The sequence below is a fragment of the Deinococcus radiodurans R1 = ATCC 13939 = DSM 20539 genome, from assembly GCF_000008565.1.
GTDB classification, from domain to species: domain Bacteria; phylum Deinococcota; class Deinococci; order Deinococcales; family Deinococcaceae; genus Deinococcus; species Deinococcus radiodurans.
In genome coordinates, this window is sequence record NC_001263.1 from 1,804,007 (window position 1) to 1,830,480 (window position 26,474).

The 26,474-nt window shown below is 67.3% G+C and carries 29 protein-coding genes; 19 read left to right on the forward strand and 10 right to left on the reverse strand.

The genetic code is table 11. From position 1 onward, the window contains the following. Positions 1-3: 3 nt before the first annotated feature. Entirely contained in the window at positions 4-291 is a 288-nt protein-coding gene (locus tag DR_RS09075; protein ID WP_027480343.1) for a hypothetical protein, read from the reverse strand. A gap of 231 nt (positions 292-522) precedes the next feature. On the opposite strand from DR_RS09075, the gene DR_RS09080 reads away from it, so the two are divergent. After that, positions 523-2,760 carry an ATP-dependent helicase gene (locus tag DR_RS09080; protein ID WP_010888410.1) on the forward strand — a complete coding sequence of 746 codons (2,238 nt, stop codon included), beginning with the start codon at positions 523-525 and terminating at the stop codon, positions 2,758-2,760. 19 nt (positions 2,761-2,779) lie between these two features. Here the strand turns inward: DR_RS09080 and DR_RS09085 are convergent, their stop codons facing one another. Further along, positions 2,780-3,253 (reverse strand): NUDIX domain-containing protein, encoded by a 474-nt coding sequence (locus DR_RS09085; protein ID WP_034351108.1) that lies wholly within the window; start codon positions 3,251-3,253, stop codon positions 2,780-2,782. 109 nt (positions 3,254-3,362) lie between these two features. Here DR_RS09085 and DR_RS09090 point away from each other — a divergent pair, with 109 nt between their 5' ends. The 8 genes from DR_RS09090 (at position 3,363) to leuB (ending at position 10,329) form a co-directional block, all read left to right on the forward strand. Beyond that, entirely contained in the window at positions 3,363-3,662 is a 300-nt protein-coding gene (locus DR_RS09090) for a hypothetical protein (RefSeq protein ID WP_010888412.1), read from the forward strand. Positions 3,663-3,863: 201 nt separating this feature from the next. Continuing rightward, positions 3,864-5,159 (forward strand): homoaconitate hydratase family protein, encoded by a 1,296-nt coding sequence (locus tag DR_RS09095; RefSeq protein WP_010888413.1) that lies wholly within the window; start codon positions 3,864-3,866, stop codon positions 5,157-5,159. Positions 5,160-5,165: 6 nt separating this feature from the next. Continuing rightward, a complete protein-coding gene (locus tag DR_RS09100) occupies positions 5,166-5,507 on the forward strand; it encodes a hypothetical protein (protein ID WP_010888414.1) in 342 nt (113 codons plus the stop codon). 58 nt (positions 5,508-5,565) lie between these two features. After that, positions 5,566-6,603: a hypothetical protein gene (locus DR_RS09105; RefSeq protein ID WP_162177795.1), complete on the forward strand. Its 1,038-nt coding sequence runs from the start codon at positions 5,566-5,568 to the stop codon at positions 6,601-6,603. Between the two features lie 30 nt (positions 6,604-6,633). Then, positions 6,634-7,947, forward strand: a complete 1,314-nt coding sequence (locus DR_RS09110; protein WP_010888416.1) for a hypothetical protein — start codon at positions 6,634-6,636, stop codon at positions 7,945-7,947. 1 nt (position 7,948) lies between these two features. Next, positions 7,949-8,299: a hypothetical protein gene (locus tag DR_RS09115; protein ID WP_010888417.1), complete on the forward strand. Its 351-nt coding sequence runs from the start codon at positions 7,949-7,951 to the stop codon at positions 8,297-8,299. A gap of 352 nt (positions 8,300-8,651) precedes the next feature. Further along, positions 8,652-9,278 (forward strand): 3-isopropylmalate dehydratase small subunit, encoded by a 627-nt coding sequence (locus DR_RS09120; protein ID WP_010888419.1) that lies wholly within the window; start codon positions 8,652-8,654, stop codon positions 9,276-9,278. Further along, positions 9,271-10,329, forward strand: a complete 1,059-nt coding sequence (leuB, locus tag DR_RS09125; protein ID WP_010888420.1) for a 3-isopropylmalate dehydrogenase — start codon at positions 9,271-9,273, stop codon at positions 10,327-10,329. Before DR_RS09120 ends, leuB begins: the two co-directional genes overlap by 8 nt. A gap of 66 nt (positions 10,330-10,395) precedes the next feature. Here the strand turns inward: leuB and DR_RS17070 are convergent, their stop codons facing one another. Then, positions 10,396-10,527, reverse strand: a complete 132-nt coding sequence (locus tag DR_RS17070) for a hypothetical protein (RefSeq protein WP_257726400.1) — start codon at positions 10,525-10,527, stop codon at positions 10,396-10,398. Between the two features lie 100 nt (positions 10,528-10,627). Between DR_RS17070 and DR_RS09130 the strand changes: the two genes are divergently transcribed. The 4 genes from DR_RS09130 (at position 10,628) to DR_RS09150 (ending at position 13,997) form a co-directional block, all read left to right on the forward strand. Next, a complete protein-coding gene (locus tag DR_RS09130; protein ID WP_010888421.1) occupies positions 10,628-10,936 on the forward strand; it encodes a hypothetical protein in 309 nt (102 codons plus the stop codon). Further along, positions 10,909-12,348, forward strand: coding sequence for a PLP-dependent aminotransferase family protein (locus DR_RS09135; protein WP_010888422.1), 1,440 nt, complete (start codon positions 10,909-10,911; stop codon positions 12,346-12,348). The genes DR_RS09130 and DR_RS09135 overlap by 28 nt, the downstream gene beginning before the upstream one ends. Before the next feature lie 210 nt (positions 12,349-12,558). Next, positions 12,559-12,942 (forward strand): hypothetical protein, encoded by a 384-nt coding sequence (locus DR_RS09145; RefSeq protein ID WP_010888423.1) that lies wholly within the window; start codon positions 12,559-12,561, stop codon positions 12,940-12,942. Positions 12,943-13,028: 86 nt separating this feature from the next. Further along, complete coding sequence (locus DR_RS09150; protein ID WP_034351104.1) at positions 13,029-13,997, forward strand: RluA family pseudouridine synthase; 969 nt, start codon at positions 13,029-13,031, stop codon at positions 13,995-13,997. A gap of 154 nt (positions 13,998-14,151) precedes the next feature. Here the strand turns inward: DR_RS09150 and DR_RS09155 are convergent, their stop codons facing one another. From DR_RS09155 to DR_RS09180, 6 genes are all read right to left on the reverse strand, one after another. Continuing rightward, a complete protein-coding gene (locus DR_RS09155; RefSeq protein WP_010888425.1) occupies positions 14,152-15,318 on the reverse strand; it encodes an L-dopachrome tautomerase-related protein in 1,167 nt (388 codons plus the stop codon). A gap of 303 nt (positions 15,319-15,621) precedes the next feature. Beyond that, complete coding sequence (trpE, locus tag DR_RS09160; protein WP_010888426.1) at positions 15,622-17,043, reverse strand: anthranilate synthase component I; 1,422 nt, start codon at positions 17,041-17,043, stop codon at positions 15,622-15,624. Positions 17,044-17,239: 196 nt separating this feature from the next. Beyond that, positions 17,240-17,890, reverse strand: a complete 651-nt coding sequence (locus DR_RS09165) for a PepSY-associated TM helix domain-containing protein (RefSeq protein ID WP_063653043.1) — start codon at positions 17,888-17,890, stop codon at positions 17,240-17,242. Continuing rightward, positions 17,868-18,458 (reverse strand): DUF2271 domain-containing protein, encoded by a 591-nt coding sequence (locus tag DR_RS09170; RefSeq protein WP_010888428.1) that lies wholly within the window; start codon positions 18,456-18,458, stop codon positions 17,868-17,870. Before DR_RS09170 ends, DR_RS09165 begins: the two co-directional genes overlap by 23 nt. A 66-nt stretch (positions 18,459-18,524) precedes the next feature. Further along, entirely contained in the window at positions 18,525-19,463 is a 939-nt protein-coding gene (locus tag DR_RS09175) for an FAD:protein FMN transferase (RefSeq protein ID WP_034350008.1), read from the reverse strand. 105 nt (positions 19,464-19,568) lie between these two features. After that, on the reverse strand, positions 19,569-20,363 hold the full coding sequence (locus DR_RS09180) for a hypothetical protein (RefSeq protein WP_010888430.1): 795 nt from the start codon (positions 20,361-20,363) through the stop codon (positions 19,569-19,571). 205 nt (positions 20,364-20,568) lie between these two features. Here DR_RS09180 and rimP point away from each other — a divergent pair, with 205 nt between their 5' ends. The 5 genes from rimP (at position 20,569) to DR_RS09205 (ending at position 25,108) form a co-directional block, all read left to right on the forward strand. After that, the gene (rimP, locus tag DR_RS09185) at positions 20,569-21,045 is read left to right on the forward strand and encodes a ribosome maturation factor RimP (protein WP_010888431.1); all 477 of its coding nucleotides are present in this window, start codon (positions 20,569-20,571) and stop codon (positions 21,043-21,045) included. A gap of 54 nt (positions 21,046-21,099) precedes the next feature. Then, a complete protein-coding gene (gene nusA, locus DR_RS09190) occupies positions 21,100-22,290 on the forward strand; it encodes a transcription termination factor NusA (RefSeq protein ID WP_034350009.1) in 1,191 nt (396 codons plus the stop codon). A 22-nt stretch (positions 22,291-22,312) separates the two neighbouring features. Further along, positions 22,313-22,606, forward strand: a complete 294-nt coding sequence (locus DR_RS09195; protein WP_034350011.1) for a YlxR family protein — start codon at positions 22,313-22,315, stop codon at positions 22,604-22,606. Positions 22,607-22,674: 68 nt separating this feature from the next. After that, positions 22,675-24,468 carry a translation initiation factor IF-2 gene (gene infB / locus DR_RS09200; protein ID WP_010888434.1) on the forward strand — a complete coding sequence of 598 codons (1,794 nt, stop codon included), beginning with the start codon at positions 22,675-22,677 and terminating at the stop codon, positions 24,466-24,468. Positions 24,469-24,568: 100 nt separating this feature from the next. Further along, a complete protein-coding gene (locus DR_RS09205) occupies positions 24,569-25,108 on the forward strand; it encodes a GNAT family N-acetyltransferase (RefSeq protein WP_010888435.1) in 540 nt (179 codons plus the stop codon). A gap of 49 nt (positions 25,109-25,157) precedes the next feature. Here DR_RS09205 and DR_RS09210 read toward each other — a convergent pair whose 3' ends face one another. Beyond that, entirely contained in the window at positions 25,158-25,772 is a 615-nt protein-coding gene (locus tag DR_RS09210; protein WP_051618833.1) for a hypothetical protein, read from the reverse strand. Positions 25,773-25,959: 187 nt separating this feature from the next. On the opposite strand from DR_RS09210, the gene DR_RS09215 reads away from it, so the two are divergent. Then, complete coding sequence (locus tag DR_RS09215) at positions 25,960-26,328, forward strand: hypothetical protein (RefSeq protein WP_010888437.1); 369 nt, start codon at positions 25,960-25,962, stop codon at positions 26,326-26,328. Positions 26,329-26,474: the final 146 nt, after the last annotated feature.

The following is a 26,474-nucleotide window of genomic DNA, read 5'->3' on the forward strand; positions in this document are numbered from 1 at the left end:
GCGTTAGGCAGGCAGGAGAAATTCCTCCCACTTGCCGACCAATCCACCGTTCTGAACGTCCAAGAAGATTTTGGCCGAGGCGTCAGCAGTAGGGAAGGTATACGCCGCTTTGAGGACTTCGCCCGTTTTGGTGCAAGTAAAGGCGGAGTCGAGCGGAGCCGCCTGGACCATTGTGCTGACCAATCGGTATCCGCTGCCGTCCAGCACAATGTTTTGATTGGCGGCGCTGACGGCTTCCAGTGTGCCCGCCTTCCAATGCCTATGGCTGGTCAGTTGAGTCCCCGACCACACGAAAGAAGCGTCCGACCAAGTGACTGTTCCACACCGCGCTACCACCGCTGGGATCAGCGACACCGAGCGGGCGGAAGCGACGAAGCTGGGCGGATTCACCGAAGTGCAGGCAGTCAGACCGAGCAGGGCCGAAGTTATCCAACAAAAAGTCACGCCTAGCCCAACTTCCTCTCCCTTGAATTTTGCAACCTTTTACGCTCCTGGCAGAACTGCCCCTGCTAAACTCTTTCGGTGACTTCTTCCGCCGGCCCCGACCTGCTCCAAGCCCTCAACCCCACCCAGGCGCAGGCTGCCGACCATTTCACTGGCCCCGCGCTCGTGATTGCCGGGGCGGGCAGCGGCAAGACGCGCACGCTGATTTACCGCATCGCGCACCTCATCGGGCATTACGGGGTGCATCCCGGCGAGATTCTGGCGGTGACGTTTACCAACAAGGCCGCCGCCGAGATGCGCGAGCGGGCGGGCCACCTCGTGCCGGGCGCCGGTGACCTATGGATGAGCACCTTCCACTCGGCGGGCGTGCGGATTTTACGGACCTACGGCGAGCACATCGGGCTGAGGCGCGGCTTTGTCATCTACGACGACGACGACCAGCTCGACATCATCAAGGAAGTCATGGGCAGCATTCCCGGCATCGGCGCCGAGACGCAGCCGCGCGTCATTCGCGGCATCATTGACCGCGCCAAGAGCAACCTGTGGACGCCCGACGACCTTGACCGCTCACGCGAGCCCTTTATCAGCGGTTTGCCGCGCGACGCCGCCGCCGAAGCCTACCGCCGTTATGAGGTCCGCAAGAAAGGCCAGAACGCGATTGATTTCGGCGACCTGATTACCGAAACGGTGCGGCTGTTCAAAGAAGTCCCCGGTGTGCTCGACAAGGTGCAGAACAAAGCGAAGTTTATTCACGTGGACGAGTACCAGGATACGAACCGGGCGCAGTATGAATTGACGCGGCTTTTAGCTTCAAGAGACCGCAACCTCTTGGTCGTCGGAGATCCCGATCAGTCGATCTACAAGTTTCGTGGCGCCGACATTCAAAACATTCTCGACTTCCAGAAAGATTATCCCGACGCCAAAGTGTATATGCTTGAGCACAATTATCGTTCGAGCGCCCGTGTACTGGAAGCGGCAAACAAACTCATTGAAAACAACACCGAACGCCTCGACAAGACACTCAAGCCGGTCAAGGAAGCGGGCCAGCCCGTCACCTTCCACCGCGCCACCGACCACCGCGCCGAGGGTGACTACGTGGCCGACTGGCTGACCCGGCTGCACGGCGAGGGGCGGGCCTGGTCGGAGATGGCGATCCTGTACCGCACCAACGCGCAGTCCCGCGTGATTGAAGAGTCGCTGCGGCGGGTGCAGATTCCGGCGCGCATCGTGGGCGGCGTGGGCTTTTACGACCGGCGCGAGATTCGCGACATCCTCGCCTACGCCCGGCTCGCCCTGAACCCGGCGGACGACGTGGCGCTGCGGCGCATCATCGGGCGGCCCCGGCGCGGCATCGGCGACACGGCGCTGCAAAAGCTGATGGAGTGGGCGCGCACCCACCACACGTCGGTGCTGACGGCCTGCGCCAACGCCGCCGAGCAGAACATTCTGGACCGGGGCGCGCACAAGGCCACCGAGTTCGCCGGGCTGATGGAAGCGATGTCGGAGGCCGCCGACAACTACGAGCCCGCCGCGTTCCTGCGCTTTGTGATGGAGACGAGCGGCTACCTCGACCTGCTGCGCCAGGAGGGGCAAGAAGGGCAGGTGCGGCTGGAAAACCTCGAAGAACTCGTGAGCGCCGCCGAGGAATGGTCGCAGGACGAGGCGAACGTGGGCGGTTCGATTGCCGATTTCCTCGACGACGCCGCGCTGCTCTCGAGCGTGGACGACATGCGGACGAAGGCCGAGAACAAGGGCGCCCCCGAGGACGCCGTCACCCTGATGACGCTGCACAACGCCAAGGGGCTCGAATTCCCGGTGGTCTTCATCGTGGGCGTCGAGCAGGGGCTGCTGCCGAGTAAGGGCGCCATTGCCGAGGGGCCGAGCGGCATCGAGGAGGAGCGGCGACTCTTTTACGTGGGCATCACCCGCGCGATGGAGCGGCTGCTGATGACCGCCGCGCAAAACCGGATGCAGTTCGGCAAGACCAACGCCGCCGAAGACAGCGCCTTTCTGGAAGACATCGAGGGCCTGTTCGACACGGTAGACCCCTACGGCCAGCCCATCGAGTACCGCGCCAAGACCTGGAAGCAGTACCGCCCGACCGTGCCCGCCGCGACGACAGCGGTCAAGAACACCAGCCCGCTGACCGCCGAACTCGCCTACCGGGGCGGCGAGCAGGTCAAGCACCCCAAATTCGGCGAGGGGCAGGTGCTCGCGGTAGCGGGCGTGGGCGAGCGGCAGGAAGTGACGGTGCATTTCGCCTCGGCAGGCACGAAAAAGCTGATGGTGAAGTTCGCCAACCTGACGAAGCTGTAGCCCGACGCTGTGGCCCGACTCAGCTCCGGATGACGAGGTGCCGCACCTCCCCTACCGGCACACTCAGCAGGTCACGGACGAGCAGCGGATACACCGGGCGGGCACCCAGTTCGTCCAGCCGTACCCACTCGAAGCCGGTATCCGTGTTGTCGAGGACGCTGAAGGCGCCGTGTGGCAGCTCGGCGGGCACCTCCTCCAGGCGGAAATAAAAGCCGATTTCGTGCTGGCGCTTCTCGGGCGGGCCGAAGAAGTTTTCCACCACCGCCACCAGCCGCAGCGGGCCACAAAGTAGGCCCGTTTCCTCCTCCCACTCGCGCCGGGCGCAGGTGGCGGCATCCTCGTCGGTGCTCAGGGCGCCGCCGGGCAGGAAGAAAAACGGCTCGGGGGCATTGGCTTCGCTCGTCTGCACGAGCAGTTCGCCGTTACGGACACACAGCAGGGCGACCCGGACACTGAATTTCAGGCCCCCGAGCGGCAGGCGGATATCGGTCATGCCCGGCAGTCTGACACCCCATTCCCCCCACACGTCCACCCCAAGAGGGGGCAAAAGTTAAGGCGCGGCTGTCAGAACCCAGTGAAGGACGGACCGGCACAATAGTGACATGGTACCCGTTGAGAGACAGCTAGTCATTACGGCTTTGGGCCTGCCGCAGCGCACTCTCAACGGCAACGACTACCTCATCTGTCAGACGACCGAGGGCGAGGTCGTGCTGTGGCTGGCTCCCGACCCGGCGCCACAGCTGCGGGTGCTCCGCGCGTTGACTTTGCCCCGCCGGGTGCGGCTGCCGTGCCTGCCGGACCGCGAGAACGCCGGGCGCTTCTGGGTGCCCGAGTCGGCCCGGGTGGTGGTCGTGGACAGCGCCGAGTGCGCGGCCCCGGCCCACCACTGCCAGCCTGCCTAACCTGCCCCCCAGCCCCGGCCCCGGCCCGGCGCTACAGTCCAGGCATGTTCAGCGTGACCCGTGAGAAACCGGCCCCGGCGGGCCTTCTTCTTCGTCTGGGGCGTTGAGCGCGAGTTTCCCAGCCGTTCTTCACGTGCCCCCCGCAGCCGAGTAGCTGAGGGGGCGTTTTTCGTCCGAAGGATTGATCTGGGGGAGGTCCATATGGGAATGACGATTGCCGAGAAGATGCTGGCCGCCCACAGCGGGCACGACACCGTGGTGCCGGGCCAACTCATCGAGTGCGCCACCGACTGGGTGCTGTGCCACGAAATCACCACGCCCGCCGCGCTGAGGATGCTCGAGGAGCGCGGCATGGACCGGGTGTTCGACCCGCAGAAGATCGTGGCGGTGCCCGACCACTCGGTGCCTGCCATGAACATCAAGGCCGCCAAGATGTACCAAAAGCTCAAGAGCTGGGTGCAGGAAAAAGGCATCGAGCACTTCTACGACGTGGGGCGCGGCGGCATCGCTCACGTGGTGCTGGAAAACACCGGCCTGATGAAGCCGGGGCAGACGCTGGTTTCCGGCGACTCGCACACCTGCAATGCGGGCGCACTGGGCGCCTTCGCGACCGGCGTGGGCTCGACCGACCTCGCGGGCGCCATCTACGCGGGCAAGGTGTGGTTCAAGGTGCCCGAGACGATGCTCATCCGGGTGACGGGAAAAACCAACCCCGGCGTGACCCCCAAGGACATCGTGCTGGAGGTCATCAAGCAGATCGGGGCCGACGGCGCCAACTACATGGTGATGGAATGGGTGGGCGACTACATCGACCAGCTCGACATGGAAGGCCGCTTCACCCTGACCAACATGGCGATTGAGGCGGGCGGCAAGACCGGCATCGTGGCGGTGGACGACACCACCCGCGCCTACATGCAGCAGCGCGGCGTGTCGCCCGAGCAGTACACCGAGTACCAGTCCGACCCCGACGCCAAGTACAAGGTCGTGGTCGAGATTGACGCCGCGCAGGTCGAACCCACCGTCGCCTACCCCCACATTCCCAGCAACGGCCGGGTGGCGGGCAGCGACCGCATCCGGGTGACGCACGCCTACGTGGGCAGCTGCACGAACGGGCGCATCACGGACCTGCGCGACGTGGCCCGGATTCTGAAGGGCCGCAAGGTGGCGCAGGACGTGCAGATGATTGTCGTGCCGGCGACGCAGGCCATCTGGAAGCAGGCGGCGCAGGAAGGGCTGCTCGAAATCTTCGTGGACGCGGGCGCGAGCGTCAGCTACCCCTCGTGCGGCGCCTGTCTGGGGATGCACTCGGGCGTACTCGGGCCAGACGACATCTGCATTTCGAGTTCCAACCGCAACTTCGTGGGCCGTATGGGCGACCCCTCGGCGCAGATTTACCTCGCCAGCCCCGCCACGGTGGCCGCGAGCGCAGTGGAGGGCTTCATCGCCGACCCGCGCCGCTATGACGCCGAGGGCAACGACCTGAACGCGGCGGACTGAGCGGACATGAACCCCGCAGACTTTCCGCCCAGTTGGCTGCTGACCTATTTCGTCATCGGCTGGGGGCTGGGTCTGCTGGCGGTGCGCGACTGGAAATGGGCGGCGCTGTGCGGCCTGACCACCACGCTGGCTGTGGTCTTTGTCTTGCACGGGCAAACACCACCTGTATTCCGTCTCGGGCCGCTGTGGGGGCTGTCGGCGCTGGGGCTGCTGGCGCTGTGGGGCGTTTCGCGCCTGCCAGTCCTTGCTGCCCGGGTGGGCCTCGCGGCGGTTCTGACGCCACTGGTGACATGGGTGGTGCTCAACGCTGGCTTTCTGCTCTTTATGAACGTCGCCCAAATCTCCTGAAGGCCGCTCTTCTCCGGGAGACGCGGGCACAATGAAAGGTGACATGACACTAGACCCCATGAAGTTGCTTCCTCCCGGCGTGCGACCTTTCGAGGTCACCCTGCACCCCGGCGGACAGCTGGACATTCGCGGCCTGGACGAGGAAGCGCAGGCCATGCAGGTGGCCGAGGCCCTGAAACAGACGCCGCTGGCGGGCGTGCGTGAGGACACGGCGCTCTGGCGGGTGCGCGGGCTGCTCATTCGCGGTCAGGCGCAGTTGTACGAATACGCGGTATCTGAAACGGGCGACGCGGAGGAGGCGAGCTGGGAAACGCGCCCCTTTCCCGACATGCCCGGCGTGCCGGTGCAAGGGGACGGGGCGGCGCCGAGCACCTTCGACGCGCTGCACTACCGTGAGGGCCGCATCGACCTCGAACCCGACGCGCCCGACGACCTGCTCGACGCGGTGGAAGACGCCGTGCGCGAGTACCACGGCACCGAGCAAAACTGGGCCGAGCGCCACGCGGCGGCGGGCGGCCCGGCAAACGAACTGCCCGAAGCGCGGCGGGTGCGGCTGCGGCTGGAGGAGACGGGGCTGGATGGCGCGGCGGGACTGCGGTTCGTTGCCCTGCCCGAGACGGCGGAGTATCTGCACGGCGGCGAGTGGCACCCTTACGCGCCCGCCCCGCAGAACCTCGCCCTCGACGCACCCGAGCAGTCAAACGAGGAAGATGACAGCCCCTTCGACCTCTTTTCCTCGCTGTTCGACCTGCACAGCGTGACCGCCGAGCTGCACGCCGACGGGCGGGTGGAGGTGCAGGGCGAGGATCTCGCGCCGGAGCTGCGCGCGGCGTTGCAGTCTCACCTGGGGGCCGACCTCGGCGCGGGCGACCCGGCGAAGTGGGAGGTGGCCCTGCGCGGGCTGTTCGGCCTGGAAGAAGGCGACGAGGTGCCGAGCGGCCTGCGCGTGGGCCTGCTGCGTCAGATGGTGGAGGCCGACCCCGCACTGGCGGCGCAGGCCATCACCCCGAGCGCCGTGACCTTCGACGGGCAGACCTGGACCGAGCTGGATGATGGGGACGATGGGGACGAGCCCGATGAGGGGGACGACGAATGACGCGCCGCTCTCTGCCACACTGGGGCCATCATGGGTGAAGCCAAACGACGCAAACAACTGGGCCTGATGCCCACCGTCTTTCCTTTTCGCGCCGAATTGGGGCGTGACGGCGAGGTGCGGGTGCTGCAAGGGCCGGAGGACGCCGGGCAACGGGCGCTGATCGAAAAGGCGCTGCGCGACTCGCAGTCGTTCGGGGCCGCCTGGGACGCCGAATACCGCACGGTCAGCGTGCTCGGCAGTCGGGGCGGTGAGCGCTACGCCACCCGCGAGGACGTGGAGCGCATTCCCGTGCCCGCGCTGCGGCAACTCGACGGCGAACTGGCGCTGGGCAGCGCCGGCCAGAGCCAAGGCGCCGTGATTCCGGTGGAGGGCGGCAGCGTCCGGTTGCGCGAGCAGCGGCACTCCTTCGAGGGCGAGAACTGGCAGACCCTGCCCCCGCTGCGCGACCCTCAGGTGCTGATGCGCGCGCTGCAACAGCACCCGGCCTTCGACATCGAGGGCGAGTCGCTGGGGCAGTTTCAGGCCGACCACTGGCTCGAAGGCCGGATCGACGTAACGCCTGACGTGGGCGAGCTCGACGAGAACGGCGAGACACTGGAATTTTTCGAGACGCTGGTCAAGGAGTTCCACGGTCAGACGCCCGAAGAGTGGACGGCCATGCACCGCGAGATGCTGGAAGGGCAGCAGGAGGGCGACCTCACGCCCGAGCGCGAGCAGGCGCTGGCCGCCGCGCTGGGCGAGGTGCCGATGGCGCGGCGCTCGTTCTTCGAGATACGCCGCTCGGCCCCACTGCAAAGCCCGCTGATGGCGACCGCCTATTTCCGCGACCTCGAGTTTTATCTGCTCAGCGGCGCGGCGTACACCCTCGACGGCGACACCTGGCACCCCTACGAGGACCCCGACACCGAAATTGAGGGCGGCGGGCTGGCCCCCGAACTCGCCGAGTTTTTCGACCTCAACATGATGACCGTGACCGTCCACAGTGACGGACGGGTGGAGTGGGACGAGGACGAGGAACTGAGCGAGGACGACATTCGGCAGCTTCAGACCGACCTCGCCGAGTCCACCGGGGCCGGCAACCCGCAGGCGTGGGCGGAGTGGAACCGCACCATGCTTCAGGAAGTGCTGGGGACCGAGCTGACGGTGCCGGACGGCGAGCCCTTGCCCGTGCCCGTCGCCATTCGCCTCGACATTCCCCGCGACGTGCTGGGCGACGACAGCCCGCTCGCGCAGACCTACATGGAGTCCGAGGTGACCTTCGACGGCGAAACCTGGCGCGACCTCTACAGCGAGGAAGTGCCGGAGGAGCTGCTGCCGTTCGCCGCCGGGCAGGAGAGCAACTGACATGACGCTGCCCGGCCTGTTCCTGTGCGCGGCGCTGCTGTACGCGGCGTGGCTCAGGCTGGGCTGGCACCACACGGCGCCCGCTGAGGTTCCGGCGCTGTGGCGCAATGCGGTGTTGATACTGGCCGTATGTTTCTTGCCCGCCACCTACACCTTGCAGGAATACAGGTCGTGGGCCCATCTGACCTTTCCCTTTTCCCTGCTCGTCTGGGCAGCCTTGCTGCTGATATCCCTGACCGCCGGACTCATTCAACTGGCCCGGGGGCGTTTCGGGAGCGGCTGGCCGTTGCTGGGGCTGCCCGCCGGGGCGCTGGGCATGAGCCTGCTGAACGCGCTGCTGGGAGGGCGATGACCCTGTGGTGGCCTCCTTTGCTCTTCGCCGGCACTTACCTGCTCTGGCTGCTGTGGGGTCAGCTCAGGGTGCCCGGCGTGCTGAGCCAAACGCTCTGGACGGCGGGGCCACTTGGCTGCTGGCCGTTACTGCCGCCTATCTCTGGGTCACGGCTTCGCCCGCACCCGACACGAGCTTGGCCGCTCTGTTGCCTCTCTTCCCCTTTCTCTTTCTCGCCACGTTGTCACTCGCGCTGGGCCGCTCGCGCAACCGTGCTCTGGCCTGGGCGTGCTGGGGCGTGACGCCCTGTCTGCCGCTGACCGCCCTTCTTCTCTTTGGCCTTTTTCACTGACCCGCACCCGGAGGTACCCCCATGCCCACTGTTCACGTCTTTGCCCGTGACCACATCAACACCGACGAAATCATTCCCGCCCGCCACCTGACCACCGACGTGGAATCGGAGCTGGCGAAGTACGCGATGGAGGACTACGACAAGGACTTCGTGCGGCGCGTGCAGCCCGGCGACATCATCGTGGCCGGGGCCGACTTCGGCTGCGGGTCGAGCCGTGAGCACGCCGTCTGGGCGCTGCGTGGCGCGGGCGTTTCGGCGGTCATCGCGCCCAACTTTGCCCGCATCTACTACCGCAACTCCATCAACAACGGCTTTCTGGCGCTGGAATGCGAGGGCATCACGGAGCTGTTTCAGGACGGCGAAGAAGCCGAACTCGACCTGAAGGGCGGCACCATTCGCAACCCGCGCACCGGGAAGGAACTGAGCTTCGTGCCGGTGCCGCAATTCGCGCTCGACGTGCAGAAGGCGGGCGGCTGGCTGGAATACATGAAGGCGGGCGAGGACGTGGAAGGCGAGCGGCTCGACAACGCGAGCACCTCGGCGGGTCACGGTCACGCGGGCACGCCGCTCGGCGACGACCCGGCCAAGGAAGACGGCCCCCGCCCCGAACAGGCCAGCGGCCACCAAAAGGAGGAGCACCATGCCTAAAGTCATTACCCTGCCCGGCGACGGCATCGGCCCCGAAGTGACGGCGGCGGCAGTTCAGGTGCTGCGCGAAGTGGCGCCCGACGTGACGGTGGAGGAGCACGCCATCGGCGGCGGCGCCTACGACGCTCACGGCGAACCGTTTCCTACGTCCACCCGCGACGCCCTCAAGGAAGCCGACGCGGTGCTGCTCGGCACGGTGGGCGGTGCCCACGACAGCGCGTGGAACCAGTTGCCCCGGCACCTGCGCCCCGAGTCGGGCCTGCTCGCGCTGCGTAAGGCGCTCGGCTGCTACGCCAACCTGCGCCCAGTGCGCGTGCAGCCGGGGCTCGAACACCTCTCGCCGCTCAAGGCCGAACTGGCGCGCGGCGTGGACATCCTGATCGTGCGGGAGCTGCTGGGCGGGATTTATTTCGACCAGGACCGCAAAATCGAGGGTGACACCGCCTACAACACCATGCGCTACACCACCAGCGAGGTGGAGCGGGTCGCCAAAGTCGCCTTCTGGGCCGCCGAGCAGCGCAAGGGCCGCGTGACCAGCGTGGACAAGGCGAACGTGCTCGAAGTGTCCGAGTTGTGGCGGCGCGACGTGCAGGCGTTGCGTGACCGCGACTACCGCTCGATTCACCTGAACCACGAGTACGTGGACAGCGTGGCGATGCTGATCGTGGCCGACCCCAGCCGCTACGACGTGATTCTGACCGAGAACCTCTTCGGCGACATCCTTTCCGACCTCGCCGCCGTGATTCCTGGCTCGCTGGGCCTGATGCCCTCGGCCAGCCTGGGCGACGGGGCGGGGCTGTTTGAACCGATTCACGGCTCGGCGCCCGACATCGCCGGGCAGGGCGTCGCCAACCCCGCCGCCGCCATCATGAGCGTGGGCATGTTGCTGCGGCACGGGCTGGAGCGCAGCGAGGCCGCCAATCAGGTGGACCGGGCGGTGGCGCTCGCCCTGCGTGAGCAGCCCACCCGCGACCTCGGCGGCAGCGCCGACACGCAGACCTTTACCCGCGCGGTCCTCAAGGCGCTGGGGAGTTCGCCGAGCGTGGGCTGAGGCCCTTTAAGACGGACTGGGAGACGTGGGGCGCTGGCCCACCGTCTCCCTTTTTTAGTCCGGCCTTCAGCGCCGCCCGTTCGCCTGCCGTTCGCTCTCCAGCTCAGCGACCCGCGCCTCCAGCTCGTGCAGGCGCGGGTCTGGCGTTCGGGGACGCCGCAGCCAGCGCACGAGCAAGGCCAGCGCGACCAGGGGCACGGCTATCAGGACCAGAATAAGCAGCAGTTCAGGTAAGCCGAGGGGGGCATAAAAGCTATACGCCGCCCTGAAGCCGAACGTTCCGCCCTACACTGACAGTATGCCCCCCGCCGTCTCGTTTTCCGGTCCCAGACGCATTCCCTACCCCGGCGGCTGCGTGACCGAGCCCGCGCCTTACGCGCTCGACTACCTGCTGAAATGGCCCGCCGACGTGACAGTGAACGGCGAAGTTCATCATGGCAAGCCGGTCTTTCCCTTCGTGCAGGAACTGCTGGCCGACCCCGCCGCGCACGGCCTGACGCCGGCGGAGGCCGGGGCCGCCCGTGACCTGTTTGTGGATCTGGCGGGGCAAGCGCTTGAAGCCGAAGGTGGGAAACGGGAATGGCTGCGGCGGGAGTTCGAGCGCTGAGCAGGAACGCCGTGCTGGACGACCTCACCCTGCTGCCCCCCGAAACTGGCGAAGCGCTGCACACCCGCACCGAGCGCACCCTGCGGGCAGCGATTGGGCAGGGACGGCTGCCGCAGGGCACCCGGCTGCCGGGGCACCGGGCGCTGGCGGCGGCGCTGGGCGTGTCGCGCAATACGCTGGTAGACGCACTGGCACAGCTCGAAATCGAAGGGTACGTGGAGGTGCGTGGGCGCAGCGGCACGCGGGTCTGTGTGCCGCCCGACGAGGCCGCGCCGCCTTCTCCCCCGCCCCTGCCGCTGAGTGCCTGGGCGCGCCGGGCGCTGGGCGGGCAGGTGGAGGACGCGGGCGGCGAGTATGAGTTCGACCTACGCATTGGGCAGCCGGTGCCGGAGCTCTACCCAGCGCGCGCGTGGGCGCAGGCCCTCGCTCGCCGCGCTGCCGCGCCGCATGAGGGAGAGGGCTGCGCGACCCCCTCGGCCCGCCGCGAAACCCGCCGCGCCCTGGCCGCCTACCTGCGCTCGGAACGCGGGGCGCAGGTGACGCCGGAGATGATTTTGCTCACCGGGGGCACGCAGTCCTCGCTCGATGCCCTGTCGCGCATCCTGCTCGAACCGGGGCGGCTGGCGGTGACCGAGCAGCCGGGGTATCCGGGCGCCCACGCAGCGTTCAGCGCAACCGGGGCGCAGGTGCTCGGCGCGGCGGTGGACGGCGGGGGCCTGCGCCCGGGCGACCTCCCGGCGCGGGCTGACCTGCTTTACCTCACCCCGGCGTGCCAGTACCCCACCACCGTGACCCTGGGCGCGGCGCGGCGGCAGGAGGTCATTCGCTGGGCGCGGCGCAGCGGGGCATTTGTTCTCGAAGACGACTACGCCGCCGACCTGCACTGGCAGGGGCGGCCCCCGAGCGTCTTGCAGGGCCAGGCGCCCGACCGGGTGATTTTGCTCGGCAGCTTTTCCAAGAGCCTGGCCCCCGTGACCCGCAGCGGCTTCGTGGTGGCGCCGCCGGAGGTGACCGAGGTGCTTTCGCGCACCCGGCCCCTCACCGACCGGGTGCCCGGCGTGCTCGACGCCCTGGCGCTCGCCGACGTGCTCGCCTCGGGCGCCTACACCCGGCACCTGCGGCGCGCCCGCGCCCTGCTCGCGCACCGTGGGGGGGCGCTGCTCACGGCGCTGCGGACCGAGCTGCCCCAGTGGGAAGCGTTGCCTGCCCGCGCCGGGCTGCACCTGTACGTGCGCCTGCCCCCCGGCAGCGACGAACAGGCGATCCTGGCCAGCGCCGCGCGGCTGGGGGTGGCCCTGTCCCCGGCGCGGTCAGGGGAGGCAGGAGGCGAACCGGCGGTGCTGCTCGCCTTCGGGCACCTCAGCCCCGAGGCGCTGCGACGGGCGGTGCGGCGGCTGCGGGCGTTGTCCTAGAGCCTTTGACAAAAAGATGGCACAGCTTTTTGGCGAGCGAAGCGAGTACAAAACACGGAGCAGAACGGACTTGCAAAGCTGCGAAGCAGAGAATGAAGCGGGTGGCGGTGCCGCTGCCGACGCACGCGTCATTCGGAGAACTGCTCTAGCGGTCTCTGCTCTCCATTCCTCTGTTCTCACAGAATGCGGCAGGGGTTACCATGTGGGCCAATGCGTATCTTGCTTGTAGCTCTGGCGGCGGCTCTTGCCGCGCTGTATTTCACGCTGGGGCTGCGGCTGGGGTATCTCACCCTGACTGAAACGTACCTGCTGCACGCCTCAGGCACCAACACCTATTCCTTCCGCACCCTGGAAGACCGCCAGTTTGTCGGCGTGACCGGCTCGTGCCGCGTCCGCAGTGGGCGCGCTGCCGTGCGGCTTTACAACCCGCTGGGCAAGCAGGTCGCCGGACAGGTCTGCGAGCAAGGCCCCCGCAACGACTGGAGCCTGAACGTCCTCGGCGGCGGACAGGCCGGCACTTACCGCCTGGTCGTGAACTTCGACCAGTACACCGGCAGCATCAACCTCAAGGAAGCGCGCTCGGGCGGGCAGTAAGCGGGGCAATAAACGGCAAGGACAGGAAGCGGGAAAAGTTGCCACGTTGGCCGGAACAGGGGCCGCCGTCCGCTACACTCCCCCCCATGCCCGAATCGCCTGTCCCGCTTGAATTCACCGCCGACCCTGGCCGCCTCGACGCGGTCGTCTCTCTCCTCAGCGGGGTCAGCCGCTCGCAGGTGGCGGGGTGGATCGAAGCGGGGCTGGTCGAAATAGATGGCCGGGCGGCGAGCAAGGCCAGTCAGAAACTGCGCGGCGGCGAGGCCCTGCGCGTGTCTCCCCCGCCGCTTCCCTCGGCGCAGGTGGAGCCCGAGGACGTGCCGCTCGACGTGATTTTCGAGGACGAGCACCTTATCGCCATCAACAAGCCGCCCGGCATGGTCACCCACCCGGCGCCCGGCGTCATCTCGGGCACGCTGGTTAACGCTTTGCTCGGGCGCATGAGCCTGCCCGAGCAGCAGGATTTCGACGGTCCGGACGGCTACCGCCCCGGCATCGTGCACCGGCTCGACAAGGACACCAGCGGCGTCATCGTGGTCGCCAAGACGGTGGCCGCGCACGCCCGCCTCGCCGCTGCGTTCAAGGACCGCGAGACGAAAAAGACCTACCTGGCGATTGCCGCCGGGGCGTGGAAGGCCGAGCGGCCCGTACAGGTGGACGCCCCCATTGGCCGCCACCAGATTCAGCGCCAGCGCATGACGGTGGGCGGCGCAGGAGCGCGGGAAGCGCAAACGCTTTTCACCCCGCTCGACGCCCACCCCGACGGGCACGGACGCACGCTGGCCCTTGTCCGCGCCCAGCCGCGTACCGGACGCACCCACCAGATTCGCGTCCACCTCGCGCACCTCGGCAGCCCGATTCTGGGCGACGCCGTGTACGGACGGGCGAGCGAAATCATGCCCCGCCACGCGCTGCACGCTCAGTTCCTGGAGGTGCCGCATCCGGTCAGTGGGGACATCCTGCACCTGCAAGCCGCCGTGCCAGAAGACCTGCTGGGCGCGTGGGTGGGGCTCGGCGGAAGGTGGGACCCGGCGTGGGAGCAGGCGCCGCAGTAGAACATTAGACGGAAAGAAAGTGCGTGTTTTTGACCCTCTCCGCTGGTGGAGAGGCCCTTGCGAAGCAAGGGGTGAGGGGGTCTGTTTCCGCCAAGTCCTCCAACAAAACGCCCCGACCTCACGCTCAGGCCGGGGCGAAGGGTCAACGTGCAGCTTATTTCAGCAGCACCGGCTTGGCATCGAGCTTCATCCGCAGCAGGGTGTAGGGCTTGACGCGCTGGTCCTTGCCGAAGTGGTAGCCGCCCTGACGGTTGAGCTGGTCGTTGAGGACGTACAGGTAGCTGCCCTGTATTGCCAGCGTATCGGGCCAGATCAGGCGGGGGTCACGCGCCAGCGTTTGCAGTTCGCCGGTCGGCAGGCGGCGCACCAGGGCGCCCTGCTCGTAGTTGGTGATGTAGATGTTTCCGGCGGTGTCCTCGGCCAGGCCGTCGGCGGCGCCCTTCTCGCCCAGGTCCTTCACCTGCTTTTTCACCTCGGCGTCGCTGAGGCCCTGGTCACGCAGCGCGGCGGTCGGCACGGCGTAGAGCCGGCGCGAGGCGGTGGGCGCGTAGTAGAGCGTGGCGCCGTCGGGGCTGATGGCAAGCGAGTCGGCCCCGAAGCCCAGGTGGGTGGCCGGGCCGCCCTTGGGCCGCTGGAAGAGGGCCTGCCCCTCCACGTAGGGCACGAAGCCAGGCACGGGCTTAACGGTCTCGTCGCCCGTCAGCTTGCGCCACGATTTGCCGCTGGCGAGGTCCACCACGATCAGCCCCGAGCCGCTCTTGGCCCCCGAGTCGGTGATGTATGCCACGCCGCCCGTGCCCTGACGCAGGTCGATGCGCAGGTCGTTGAGGTAAGTATTTTTCAGCGCCACGTCGGCAGGAAAGTGGATGGTCTTGACGACTTCGTTGGTGTGGGTGTCGATGCCCACCAGCTTGACCGCCCGCTGGTCGAGAATCGGTCCCAGGTTCCTGGTGCCGGTGTCGAGCACCCACAGCCGGTCCCGGGCGTCCACCAGCAGCCCCTGCACGCCGATGAAGGTGGTGTCGGGCTTCGATAGGTCACGGGTGTTGATGGCGCGGTTGGGGTAGGGCACTTCCCGCCCGCCCTTGATCTCGGCAATCGAGAAGGGCACGTCGTCTTCCCAGTTGGGGTAGGAGACGAACATGCGGCCCTGCGAGTTGACGGTCACGCCGATGGGCATGTGGCCGTAGAAGCGGTGCACGACTTCGAGCTTGCCCGCCGCCTGCGATACGGGAGCGCTCGGGAGGGCACGCGGCAGCGCGACGGCGGCGGACGACAGCAGCGCGAGGCTGGTCAGGTAGGCGGTCAGCTTGATTTTCATCAGGGGTATAAGACGCCCGCCCCCCGGTCCGGCGGATGTGAGCGGCGGGAGCTTTAAGGAAGCATAAACAGCGGTCTAGACGTGTTTTGCCGGGGTTCTATGGCCTCTGGCGGGCGAGTCATACAGAGCTGAACTCTTCTTCAGAGATGTCGGAAAAGCGCCGCCTGTGCATCCATATCGCGGAATCCGTATTTTTTCCTGCTCGCATCCGCTCTGCTGCGCAGCTTTGCAAGTCGGATTGAATCTGAAACCACCAGATTCAATCGGAATCCGTATCAGCTCCGTATCAGGCGGCGGGGAGCCTCACAGCCCCCCCGCCGCCAGCTCCACCGCCCGCATCAGGGCCGCCGCCTTGTTGCGCGTTTCCTGCTCCTCCAGCTCGGGCACGCTGTCGGCGACCACACCCGCCCCGGCCTGGATGTGGACCTTGCCGTTCGCAATCACCATCGTCCGCAGGGTGAGCGCCATGTCGAGGCTGCCATCGAAAGCGACGTAGCCGAAGCAGCCGCCATACGGCCCCCGGCGCACGGGTTCGAGTTCGTCGATGATTTCCATCGCCCGGATTTTGGGTGCGCCGCTGACCGTGCCCATCGGTAGCACCGAGGCGAGCGCGTGCAGTGGCGTCTGCCCCTCCCGCAGTTCGCCGCGCACGCCCGAGACGATGTGCATGACGTGGCTGTAGCGCTCGATGGAAAAGGCGTTTTCGACCTTGACGGTGCCGTAAGCGCTCACCTTGCCGATGTCGTTGCGCCCGAGGTCCACCAGCATTAAGTGTTCGGCGCGCTCCTTTTCGTCGGCGAGCAGTTCGGCGGCGAGCGCGTCGTCCTCGGCCTCAGTCGCCCCGCGCTTGCGGGTGCCGGCAATCGGACGGGTGACCACGCTCACGCCGTCGCTGCGCAGCAGGCTCTCGGGGCTGCTCGCCACCAGTGTCACCTCGCCCAGCGCCAGATAGCCGAGGTAGGGGCTGGGGTTCACCCGCCGCAGGGCGCGGTAGAGCGCGAAGGGGTGCAGGTCGCCCAGCTCGGCGCTGAAACGCTGCGAGGGCACGAACTGGAAAATGTCGCCCGCGTGGACATACTCCTTGCCCCGGCGCACCGCCTCCATGTACTCCGCCGGCGTGAAGTTGCTGCGGAACTCGGGCGCGGCGGTGGGCGTTTGCCCCGGCACCTCCGGCAGCGGGCCGCGCAGCCGGGTGAGCAGGCGCTCCACCTCGGCGTCGGCCTGCGCCTGCTCCTCCGCAGCCGCCACCACCACCAGCCGGTGCTTGAGGTGGTCGAAAATCACCAGCCCACGCGGCGCCACGAACAGCGCGTCGGGCAGCTTCAGTTCATCGGGGTTGGCGTCGGGCAGCTTTTCGTAGGCGCGGATGATGTCGTAGGCCGCGTACCCCACTGCGCCGCCTACCAGCGCAGGCAATCCGGCGGGCACGTCCAGCGGGCGGGTCGTGACGCGGTAGAGCCGGGCGAGCGGGTCGGCTTCCTCGCCGTCGAAGTCACCGAATTGCCCGCTGCTCTGCACCCGTCCGGCGCAGGCGCGAAACGTGCCCTGCTCGCCCACGCCGATAAACGAGTAGCGCCCCAGCTTTTCGCCCGCTTCCACGCTTTCGAGCAAGAACGACACCGTTTCTCCCTGTGCGGCCTTGAGGTAAGCGGTGACGGGCGTGTCGAGGTCGGCATTGAGTTCATGGACGGCGAGACAGGTCGGGTGGGCAGAGGTCTGGGACATGGGCAGGACTCCTTATGGACTGAGCGGGGCACAACAAAACGCCCCGGGCGCGGAAAGCCGGGGCGTGTGCGGAGATAAGAAAACGCGGCACTCAGACCCAGCGGGAGCGGGGCCACCACGAAGTGCGGCGGGTCAACATGAGGGGAAGGTAGCGCGGGGAAGGGCGGCGGCGGGCGGGGTGTCTAGCAGAGGTCGCTTAGCGCAGCGCCACCCAGCCCAGCGCCAGCAGCAGCGCGGCACCGATGCCCAGCACGCTCAGGGCCTGCACGCGGGTCTTTTTCAGGAACAGCAGCACGCCGATGCCGGTGAGGGCCACCACCGTCAGAAACACGCCGCTGAGGTCAATCACCCATTTCCACGCGCCGGGGGCGTCGCGGCCCTTGTGCAGGTCGTTGAGAACCGCTACCGCGCCCTGTTGCTGGATGTCCACCGTATACTTGCCGGTCTGCGTGTCGATGACTGCGTCGGCGCTGTAGCCGGGGGCCAGAAAGGACACGCTCGCCTCGGTGCCGTCCACCCGGGGGCTGTCGGCGTGCCCGTGCAGGTTTTGCTGCTCACGGAGGGCCTCGGCGGTGGTGAGCCAGTTGACCTCGCCGCCCTTGATCCAGCCGCCCGGCAGCGTGCCCGTCACCTTCTGCTCGACTTCCTGCGTGCCGAACACCCAATCGGGATGGTTGAGGGTCACGCCGCTCAGCGCAAAAAACAGCACCGCAAGCAGGCTGATCATGGAGGTGTAGGTGTGCAGCCAGCGCAGCCACTTGTTCGCCTGCGCCTTAGCATTGGGGGCCTTAGCGTTGGGGCGGCGGGCCGGGGCCACGTCCCGCTCAGGCCTTGCCGAAGCTGACATTCACGGCCTCGATGTCGCCGTCGGCCCCCAGGCTCTTTTTGAAGGCGCTCGTTCCGACGCTCACCTTCTGGCGCACCAGCCCGTAGGGACCATGCTCGCGGCCCGACTCGACGCAGACATAGTAGTCGCCCTGCGGCGCGAGTGCGTTCTTGTCGGTTTTGCCGTCCCAGGCGACCGCGTAGGTGCCGGGGTTACGGGTGGCGCTGCTCACCGTGCTCACGAGCTGGCCGTTGTCGCGGGTCCAGCGGCGCAGACTTTCTTCGAGCCAGCGCGGGTTCAGGCGGCGCTGCTGTACCCACACCGTCAGGGTGCGGACGGTTTTGCCGCTCTCGTCCTCGATCCAGACCGCCACAAAGGGGCGCTTAACTCGCCCACTGGCTTTGGTCGCCACGCTGAACTGAATATCGAGCTGCATGCCGCTGGCCCAGGCTTTGCTGCTGGTCGCGGCCTCCGCCAGCGCGCCGGGCACCACGCGCGAGGCGCCGAGCGCGGCGGCAGCGACGGCGAGCTTGCCGAGAAAGGAACGGCGGGTCTGTTGGACTTCGGGGGCAGTTTCGTTTCTGGTCATAGGTCTTCTCCTTGTGGCCGTGCTGTGGTTCTGAGCAGAAGATGCCCGGAAGACGTTAGGCGGCGGTTAACGCCAGTTCGTGCTCTGGAGCTGCGCGCCGTCCCGCGTGACCAGCAGGGCCGCGCAGCCGGGGGTTTCGTCAGCAAGGCGCAGGCCGTCAGCGGGGGCGAGAACGCTCAGGGCCGTCGCCAGCGCGTCCGCCATGGCGCAATCGGGCGCGGTCACAGTGACGCCGGGCACCGCTTCCACCGGTTGCCCAGTGCGCGGGTCAAGGAGGTGCGAGTGCCACTTCTTCCCCACTCGGTGTCCCCGCCGGGCGCCGCCGCTGGTTGCCAGCGCGCCGTTTTGGACCCACACCGTCGTCAGTGGAGGCGCGTCGTCGCGGGCAGTGAAGGGGTCGGCCACCGCTACACTCAGCCCATCCCCACCGAGTGTTCGTAGGTCGCCCCCAGCGTTCACCAGCACCGCTCGCACGCCCGGCGCGGCGAAGGCGGTTTCGGCCATCCGGTCCACGATAAAGCCCTTGGCGAAGGCGTTGAGCCCCAGCGGGAAGCGGGCGTGAACCGTCGCGCTGCCGTCGCCGTGCCGGGTCCAGAGGGGAGCACGCAGCTCGGCCACCTGCCGGGCGAGGGCTGCCGGGTCGGGCGCCTCGCCCCGCGCCGCTGCCGCCTGCCACAGCGCCCCGAGCGCATCGGCCCCAGGGTGAAAGGCACCGCCCGTGACCTGCTGCCAGTGCTCGGCGCGTTCCAGCACCGCGAGCAGCTCGGGGCTGAGGCGCACGCGCTCGCCTGGACTTGCCAACCAGCGGGAAAACTCGCTGCTGGGATCGAAGCGGTTGAGGACAGCGGTCAGCCGCTCAAGTTCGTCCAGCGCGGCATTCTCAGCGGCCTCGGCCTGGGCGCGGGTGCCCGCCACCACCTGCACCTCGACCTCGGTGCCCAGCAGCCGTTCATAGACGCTGCGCAGGCGATAGGGCGGGCGCAAGCGAGCGAAAAGTCCAGTCATGTGAAGAAGATGGCGCGGAGCGGTTAAAGGGGGATTGGCAGGCCAACAGGGCAAACTCCGCGCCCCCGAAGCCAGGAAACGCGGAGGGGCAGGCGGCTCTTCCCTTCAGAAGGGCGTGCCGTTGTACCCCCATGGCAGCTCAGGCTGCGCCTCGCCGTCCCAGGTGCGGGTGCTCACGTCGTGGCCGCTGGCACCCACGTCGTAGGTGGCCTGGCGGGTGACCACGTTCCAGCCTTTGGCGAGCGTCAGGTCCAGTTCACTTTTCTGCTCCCAGCGCGGGGGCGTAGGGGTGCCGTTCCAGCCGGTCACGACGCACGTCCGCTCTCCTTGCAGGTCCACCGGGCGGTCGGCGTAGACCAGAAACGTGACCCACGCCGTCTTGCCTTCAGACCGGGAGCGGACCAGTGCCGGGCGGGACGGAATGGGCGAAAGGAGGGCGCGCATACTGGCGTCGTTGCTCAGCTGCCAGCCCTCGTAGGTCGCCACCTGCGCCGCCGGGTCCGACACCGACAAATCGGCCTTGCACTTGGTGCTGTCCACCTTTTCCACCGCTCCCAACCACTGCGGAAATATCTCACTGACAGGCCACAGTTGCGGTGGCGTGGCCTGGCCTTCCACGCGCCAATGGCCCGCCGCGTCGACGGTGCCGATTTTCTGCCCCGCCAGGAACAGGTCCGCTGCCCTGGCCGGCGTCCAGCTCTGCACCTGCCCGCTGAGGCTCAGGCGCTCGCCCAGGGCGCCGTCGGCTGTCCCGACACGGTGTTGACCAGGATCAGGTTGACCGGGTTCGTGTTGTCCAGGCTCGGGTTGACCTGGAGTGGGCTTCTCGGGGTTTGGGGGGACCGTCGAGGTGCAGCCCGTAAGCAGGGCCGCCGCGAGCGCCAGCATCAGCTTTTTCATGGACAGAGTGTAATTGACTGAGAGGCCGTTTAAAGCCCCGCTATCGTCACCCCGCGCCCGGTTGAGGGGCGGCCTTGCGCTATACTGGGGGTCAAATCCTCGAACCAGGGGGTGGGTGCTGAAGTTTCCGGCCCACCTTTTTTCGTGGAGGAGGTGGTGAAGACGCTGACCCCAGGGACGGTCCCCGTGGCACGGCGGCAACAATATGAATAACAAAACGAATAACAATTCGGTGCTTTTTGACCTGGCGGACGGCGCGGTGCGCCCGCTCGGCTTCGAGGTGCTGGAAGTCACCCAGCAGCGCGAAGGGCGTGATTTGATCGTGCTGGTGCGCATTGACCGGCTCGACGAGCAACCTGTGACGATGGACGACCTGACCGCCGCGAGCCGCGCCGCCGAGGCCGAATTTGACCGGGTGGACCCGATTGAAGAGGAATACCGGCTGGAATTCGAGTCGCCCGGTGGCAAGCGGCCCCTGCTGCGCGCCCGGCATTTCGAGCGCATGATCGGCCTCAAGGCCAAGGTCCGCAGCCTGCCCGGACGCGGCGAGCACAACTTCACCGCGCCCATCAAGGCCGTCGAGGGCGACACCGTGACCTTCGAGCACGGCGGCGAAGACCTCAGCGTGAACGTGGCTGACATTCAGGCCTCGCTCGCCGAGTTTCCCGACCGGCACCGCTGAGCCGCGCCGTCCCCCTTTTTCAAAGATCAAAAAGCTGTTTTGCAAGGAGTGGTTATGTCCCAGGACGTGAACTTTGCGGAGGCGCTGCGTGAAGTGGCGCAGGCCCGCAACATCAATGAACTGCAACTGATCGAAGCGTTCGAGCAGTCGCTTCAGCAGGCGTATGTGCGCAACGTCGAGCCCGACAAGCGCATCGAAGTGCACCTCGACCCCCAGAGCGGCGTGCTCGAAGTGCTGATCGTGCGCGAAGTGGTCGAAAAGGTCGAAGACGAGCACATGCAGATTTCGCTCGCCGACGCCCTCGAACTCGACCCCGGCGTGGAAATCGGGATGGAGATGGAATTTCCGGTGGACCAGGAGATGTTCAGCCGCATCGCGCTGCAAGCCGCCAAGCAGACCCTGACCCAGAAGATGCGCGAAACTGAGCGCAACGTGGTCTTCAACGAGTACAAGGACCGCGAAGGGCAGGTGCTCAACGCGCAGGTGGTGCGCAGCGACAACAAGGGCAACTGGTTTGTCGAGCTCGGCGCGGGCGAAGCGATTTTGCCCCCCCGCGAGCAGATCCCCGGCGAAAAGCTGACCCCCGGCGGACGCGTCAAGATCTACCTCAAGGAAGTCCGCAAGACCCCTAAGGGGCCGACCATCCTGGCTTCACGCGCGGATGAAAGGCTGCTCGACTACCTGCTCAAGCAGGAAATTCCCGAAGTCGCCAACGGCATCGTGGAAGTCAAGGCGATTGCCCGTGAAGCCGGTCAGCGCTCCAAGGTGGCGGTGTTCTCGCACAACTCCAACGTGGACCCCATCGGCGCGTGCATCGGGCACCGTGGCAACCGCATTCAGGCCGTGACCGGCGAACTCGGGCGCGAGCGGGTGGACGTCATCTTGTGGGACGCCAACACCCGCGAGTTCATCCGCAACGCGCTCTCGCCCGCCAAGGTCGGCCCCATCGAAGTGCAGCAAGACAGCCGCGACGCCACCGTCACCGTGACGCCCGACCAGCTCTCGCTCGCCATCGGCAAGGGCGGCCAGAACGTGCGCCTCGCGGCCAAGCTGACCGGCTTCAAGATCGACCTGCGCGAAACGGCGGCCATCAGCGACCTCGACGCGGCGATGCAGCAGGCGCTGGAAGAAGAGCAGCAGGGCGGCGGCAATGAAAACGCCGCGCAGTCGGCCTTCGACGCGCTGTTCAAGGACTCCAAGTCGGTGGCGACCGCCAGCCCCGACGATGTCAACCCCGAAAGCTGAGCGCCGGCCCGGCGGCCCGAGCATGACCGGGTCTATTCCTGAGCGGCACACGCCCGAGCGCACCTGCGTCGCCTGCCGCCGCAAGCGCCCCCAGGGAGAACTGCTGCGCCTGACCCAGCAGGGCGAAGGCTGGGCAATCCAGCAGCGCCAGCGCACCGGACGTGGGGTGTACGTCTGCGCCGACTCGCCCGCGTGCTGGCAGGAAAAGCCGCTGCGACGGGCCTTTCGCGCCCAGGCCAGTGCGGTCAGCGAACTGCTCAAGACTCAGACGCCGGAACCTCAGCCGTCACCGCCAGAGACCCCACCGCGTCCATGAACACCGCGAGCGCCGCCATGTAGTTCCTGCTTCTTCCCCACTTTTTTTCACTCACCCGGAGGTGAGTCATGTCGAAAGTCCGTATTTATACCCTCGCCAAAGACCTTGGCGTCGACAATCACAAGATGCTCGAAATCCTCGACGGCCTCGGCGTCTCGTACAAGAGCGTGAGCAGCACCATCGACGAGGAAAACGTCGAAATCATCAAGCAGATTCTGGCCGACGAAGCGGCGGAGGGCGGCGACGCGGCCCCGGCAGCGGCTTCTGCTCCTGCTGCGGCCACCGCCGAGCCTGAAGAAGCCGACGAAACCCCGGCGGCAGCGGCCCAGGCCGACGCCGAACCAGCGAGCGACCTGCCCCACCGCGCTCCGGTGGTCACCATCATGGGGCACGTCGACCACGGCAAAACCAGCCTGCTCGACTACATCCGCAAGACCCGCGTGGCGGCCAAGGAAGCCGGCGGCATCACCCAGCACGTCGGGGCGTTCGAGGCCAAGACGAGCAAGGGCAAGATCGTCTTTATCGACACCCCCGGCCACGAAGCCTTCACGACCATCCGCGCGCGCGGGGCGAACGTGGCCGACATCGCCATCATCGTGATTGCCGCCGACGACAGCCTGATGCCGCAGACCCGCGAAGCGATTGCCCACGCACAGGCCGCCAAGGTGCCGATGCTGATCGCCATCAACAAGGTCGACCTGCCGCAGGCCGATCCTGAAAAGGTCAAGACCGACCTCACGCAGCTCAACCTCGTGCCCGAAGAGTACGGCGGTGACGTGATCGTGGTGCCGGTGAGCGCCAAGACCGGCGAAGGCGTCGAAGACCTGCTCGAATACATCTCGCTGACTGCCGAACTCGAAGACCTGCGCGCCGACCCCAAGGGCCAGTTCAGCGGCGTCATCATCGAAGGCCGCGTGGACAAGCAAGCGGGCGTCCTCGCCACCGTGATGGTGCAGGAAGGCACGCTGCACGTCGGGGATTTCCTGGTCGTGGGCGAGAACTACGGCAAGATCAAGGCGATGACCGACAGCAACGGCGGACGCATTAAGGAAGCCGGCCCCAGTACCCCGGTACAGATTCTGGGCTTTTCGGAAGTGCCGAGCAGCGGTGAAACGGTGGTCAGCGCCAAGAACGAGCACGCCGCCCGTGAAATCGTGGCGCAGCGCGCTTCGGATCGCCGCGACGAGGAAGACGCCCGCGAACGCCGCAAGGCGCAGCGCAGCCTCGCCGACCTGCTCGGGCCGCTCGGCGAAGTCCACACCGTCAACCTGATTCTGCGCGCCGACACCCAGGGCAGCCTGGAAGCCATTCAGGGCATCCTGGCACGCAAGGAAACCGAGGATGTCAAGCTCAACGTGATGCTCGCGGGCATCGGCGCGCCGACCGAAGGCGACGTGCTGCTCGCCAGCACCGCCGAAGCGCAAATCCTGTGCTTCAACGTGACCCCCTCGGCGGCGGTGACCAAGGTCGCCGAAACCAAGGAAATCCCGATCAAGGCCTACCGCATCATCTACGAGATGATCGACGAGGTGGACCGCCTGATCAAGGGCAACCTCGATCCCGTGTTCGAGGAGCAGTACCTGGGCCGCGCCGAAGTGCGGATGGTCATTCACCACCCCAAGAGCGGCAACATCGCCGGGTCGTATGTCACCGACGGCATGTTCAAGCGCAACGCCAAGGCCAAAGTGACGCGTGGCAAGGAAGTCGTGTACGAGGGCACCGTGGTCGGCCTCAAGCGCTTCAAGGACGACGTGCGCGAAGTCCAGCAGGGCTACGAGTGCGGTATCAACATCGACTGGAACGACGTGCAGGAAGGCGACATCATCGAAGCCAGCGAAATGGTGGAAGTCGAGCCGCGCTAAACCCGATTTCAGTTCTCCCGGCCCCCTTTCCCCAGTGGAGAGGGGGTTTTTCGTGCCTACGCCGCCGTGCGCCCCTGCCCTGCCGTGGCAGACTGCGCCCATGCCGCCGCTGTTGCCGATCACCCTGCGCGCGGGGCCGTACACGCTGCGGCCTTTTGCCCAGCTCGACGTGCCGAGCATTGTCGCGGCGTCCCACGACCCGCTGATTCCGCTGATCACCACCGTGCCCGCTGCCTGCGACGAGGCGGGGGCGCTGGCCTTCATCGCCCGGCAACACGAGCGCCTGAGCAGCGGTCAGGGCTGGTCGCTGGCGGTGGCTGAGGGGGACGCGCCCGCGCTGGGGCAAATCGGGCTGTGGCCGCAGCGGCACGAAACAGCGTCGCTGGGCTACTGGCTGCTGGCCTCGGCGCGGGGCCAGGGCGCGGCGGCAGCGGCGTTGTCGGCCCTGGCAGGGTTTGGCCTGGGACAGTTCGAGCGGCTGGAACTCTATGTCGAACCCTGGAACGAGGCGTCATGGCGCACGGCGGAACGGGTCGGCTTCCGGCGCGAGGGACTGCTGCGGCAGTACCAGTACGTGGGCAGCGAGCGGAAGGATATGTACGTGTACTCGCTGTTGCCGGGCGAACTGAGCATTGCGTAAAAAGCCGCCGGAGATGTGCTGCCCGGCGGCCTGCTCTCACCCTCAACACTCAGAAGGTAAAGTTGCTGTTCTCGGCGCTGGCCTGGGTGTCCGTGTCGTCATCGCCCTCGTCACCCGTGTCGCCCTGGGCGTGGTCATCGTCGTCATGGTTACCCATGCCGTGTGGTCCACGGTCGCGGCCACCATCCCGGTTCTCGCCGGGGCCGCCGTGCCCGTGCGGGCCGTGACCACCGGGGCCGCCAGGACCGCCGAAAGCGAAAGGATTCTCGCTCAGGCGCCCCTTCATCTCGGCGGCGCGGTCACTGGGCAAGTCGCCCGCCTGCACGCCCTGGTCGATGGTGGCGCTCCCGGCAGCGGTGGCGGCGGCCTTGAGCCTGTCCACGCCGATGCCGAGCTGCGCGGCGAGCTTTTGCAGGAACACGTCGGCGTAGTTGGTGCCGCTGCCCTGCGGAGCCGCCGGGCGCTGGCCGTTCTGGCTCTGGCCTTTCTGGGTCTGGGGGAGGCCCGGCTGGTCGAGGTTCTGGCCCTGCTGACCCTGTTGGTTCGGCTGTTGCTGGGTCTGACCGGGCTGGACTGGCTGCACGCGCTGGGGCTGCGCGGCGAAGGCGAGGCCGATGCTGAGGGGCAACGCGGCCCAGGCGATCAGGGGAAGACGGTTTTTCATGCGGTCACGCTCCTTGAAGTGGAAGCCGGGGACCGTCCCCGACCGTGACCGGAGGATGCCGGGAGGCGGTTAAGGGGGCGCTAAAACGCTTTCCCCGCCCGGGCGGCGGCCTACACTGGCGGCAGATGCGTTCGGCGACCCCCCCAACTACTCCACCCCGCTCACGCTGGGGCTGGGGGCGGCGTGCGTGCTGGCATCGCTGGCCGAGTTCGCGCTGGGCGCGCTGGACTACGGTGACGTGAACCGCTACCTGGGGCTGGGCAACATGTCGCTTGGCGGGCTGCTGCTCGTGTACGGCGTGCTGACGGTCATCCGCTACGCCGAGGCGCAAGACGCCCTGCACGACCCACTGCCGCGCACCCCGATGTACGACACGCCGCACCAGCGCCTCACCCTGCTCGTCGGCGTGGGCCTGAACCTGCTGGGGCTGGCGGTCTGCCTCGCCTGGGCCGCCGCCGGGCAGCGTCCGCTGCTGCACCTGCTGGGGGCCGCGCTGCACCTGTGGACCGCGTGGCTGGCGTGGCGGGGCCGCATTCGGGGTGCGGAGGGGATGTGAACCTCAGGGTAGAGCTGGGCGGCACACAAAGAAAAAGCAGAGGACACTCACCCGGCCCCCTGCTCTCAGTTGTTCTGAATAGCTTAGAGCATTTGACGTAATAAAGACCCCTCACCCCTGCCTTTGGCAGGCCCTCTGCTTCGCAG

Coding starts and splice junctions, on each gene's coding strand:
- DR_RS09085 (WP_034351108.1), bottom strand. CDS start 3,253: ATGACCGATATCCGCCTGCCGCTCGGGGGCCTGAAATTCAGTGTCCGG.
- DR_RS09090 (WP_010888412.1), top strand. CDS start 3,363: ATGGTACCCGTTGAGAGACAGCTAGTCATTACGGCTTTGGGCCTGCCG.
- DR_RS09095 (WP_010888413.1), top strand. CDS start 3,864: ATGGGAATGACGATTGCCGAGAAGATGCTGGCCGCCCACAGCGGGCAC.
- DR_RS09100 (WP_010888414.1), top strand. CDS start 5,166: ATGAACCCCGCAGACTTTCCGCCCAGTTGGCTGCTGACCTATTTCGTC.
- DR_RS09105 (WP_162177795.1), top strand. CDS start 5,566: ATGAAGTTGCTTCCTCCCGGCGTGCGACCTTTCGAGGTCACCCTGCAC.
- DR_RS09110 (WP_010888416.1), top strand. CDS start 6,634: ATGGGTGAAGCCAAACGACGCAAACAACTGGGCCTGATGCCCACCGTC.
- DR_RS09115 (WP_010888417.1), top strand. CDS start 7,949: ATGACGCTGCCCGGCCTGTTCCTGTGCGCGGCGCTGCTGTACGCGGCG.
- DR_RS09120 (WP_010888419.1), top strand. CDS start 8,652: ATGCCCACTGTTCACGTCTTTGCCCGTGACCACATCAACACCGACGAA.
- leuB (WP_010888420.1), top strand. CDS start 9,271: ATGCCTAAAGTCATTACCCTGCCCGGCGACGGCATCGGCCCCGAAGTG.
- DR_RS09130 (WP_010888421.1), top strand. CDS start 10,628: ATGCCCCCCGCCGTCTCGTTTTCCGGTCCCAGACGCATTCCCTACCCC.
- DR_RS09135 (WP_010888422.1), top strand. CDS start 10,909: ATGGCTGCGGCGGGAGTTCGAGCGCTGAGCAGGAACGCCGTGCTGGAC.
- DR_RS09145 (WP_010888423.1), top strand. CDS start 12,559: ATGCGTATCTTGCTTGTAGCTCTGGCGGCGGCTCTTGCCGCGCTGTAT.
- DR_RS09150 (WP_034351104.1), top strand. CDS start 13,029: ATGCCCGAATCGCCTGTCCCGCTTGAATTCACCGCCGACCCTGGCCGC.
- DR_RS09155 (WP_010888425.1), bottom strand. CDS start 15,318: ATGAAAATCAAGCTGACCGCCTACCTGACCAGCCTCGCGCTGCTGTCG.
- trpE (WP_010888426.1), bottom strand. CDS start 17,043: ATGTCCCAGACCTCTGCCCACCCGACCTGTCTCGCCGTCCATGAACTC.
- DR_RS09165 (WP_063653043.1), bottom strand. CDS start 17,890: ATGTCAGCTTCGGCAAGGCCTGAGCGGGACGTGGCCCCGGCCCGCCGC.
- DR_RS09170 (WP_010888428.1), bottom strand. CDS start 18,458: ATGACCAGAAACGAAACTGCCCCCGAAGTCCAACAGACCCGCCGTTCC.
- DR_RS09175 (WP_034350008.1), bottom strand. CDS start 19,463: ATGACTGGACTTTTCGCTCGCTTGCGCCCGCCCTATCGCCTGCGCAGC.
- DR_RS09180 (WP_010888430.1), bottom strand. CDS start 20,363: ATGAAAAAGCTGATGCTGGCGCTCGCGGCGGCCCTGCTTACGGGCTGC.
- rimP (WP_010888431.1), top strand. CDS start 20,569: ATGAATAACAAAACGAATAACAATTCGGTGCTTTTTGACCTGGCGGAC.
- nusA (WP_034350009.1), top strand. CDS start 21,100: ATGTCCCAGGACGTGAACTTTGCGGAGGCGCTGCGTGAAGTGGCGCAG.
- DR_RS09195 (WP_034350011.1), top strand. CDS start 22,313: ATGACCGGGTCTATTCCTGAGCGGCACACGCCCGAGCGCACCTGCGTC.
- infB (WP_010888434.1), top strand. CDS start 22,675: ATGTCGAAAGTCCGTATTTATACCCTCGCCAAAGACCTTGGCGTCGAC.
- DR_RS09205 (WP_010888435.1), top strand. CDS start 24,569: ATGCCGCCGCTGTTGCCGATCACCCTGCGCGCGGGGCCGTACACGCTG.
- DR_RS09210 (WP_051618833.1), bottom strand. CDS start 25,772: ATGAAAAACCGTCTTCCCCTGATCGCCTGGGCCGCGTTGCCCCTCAGC.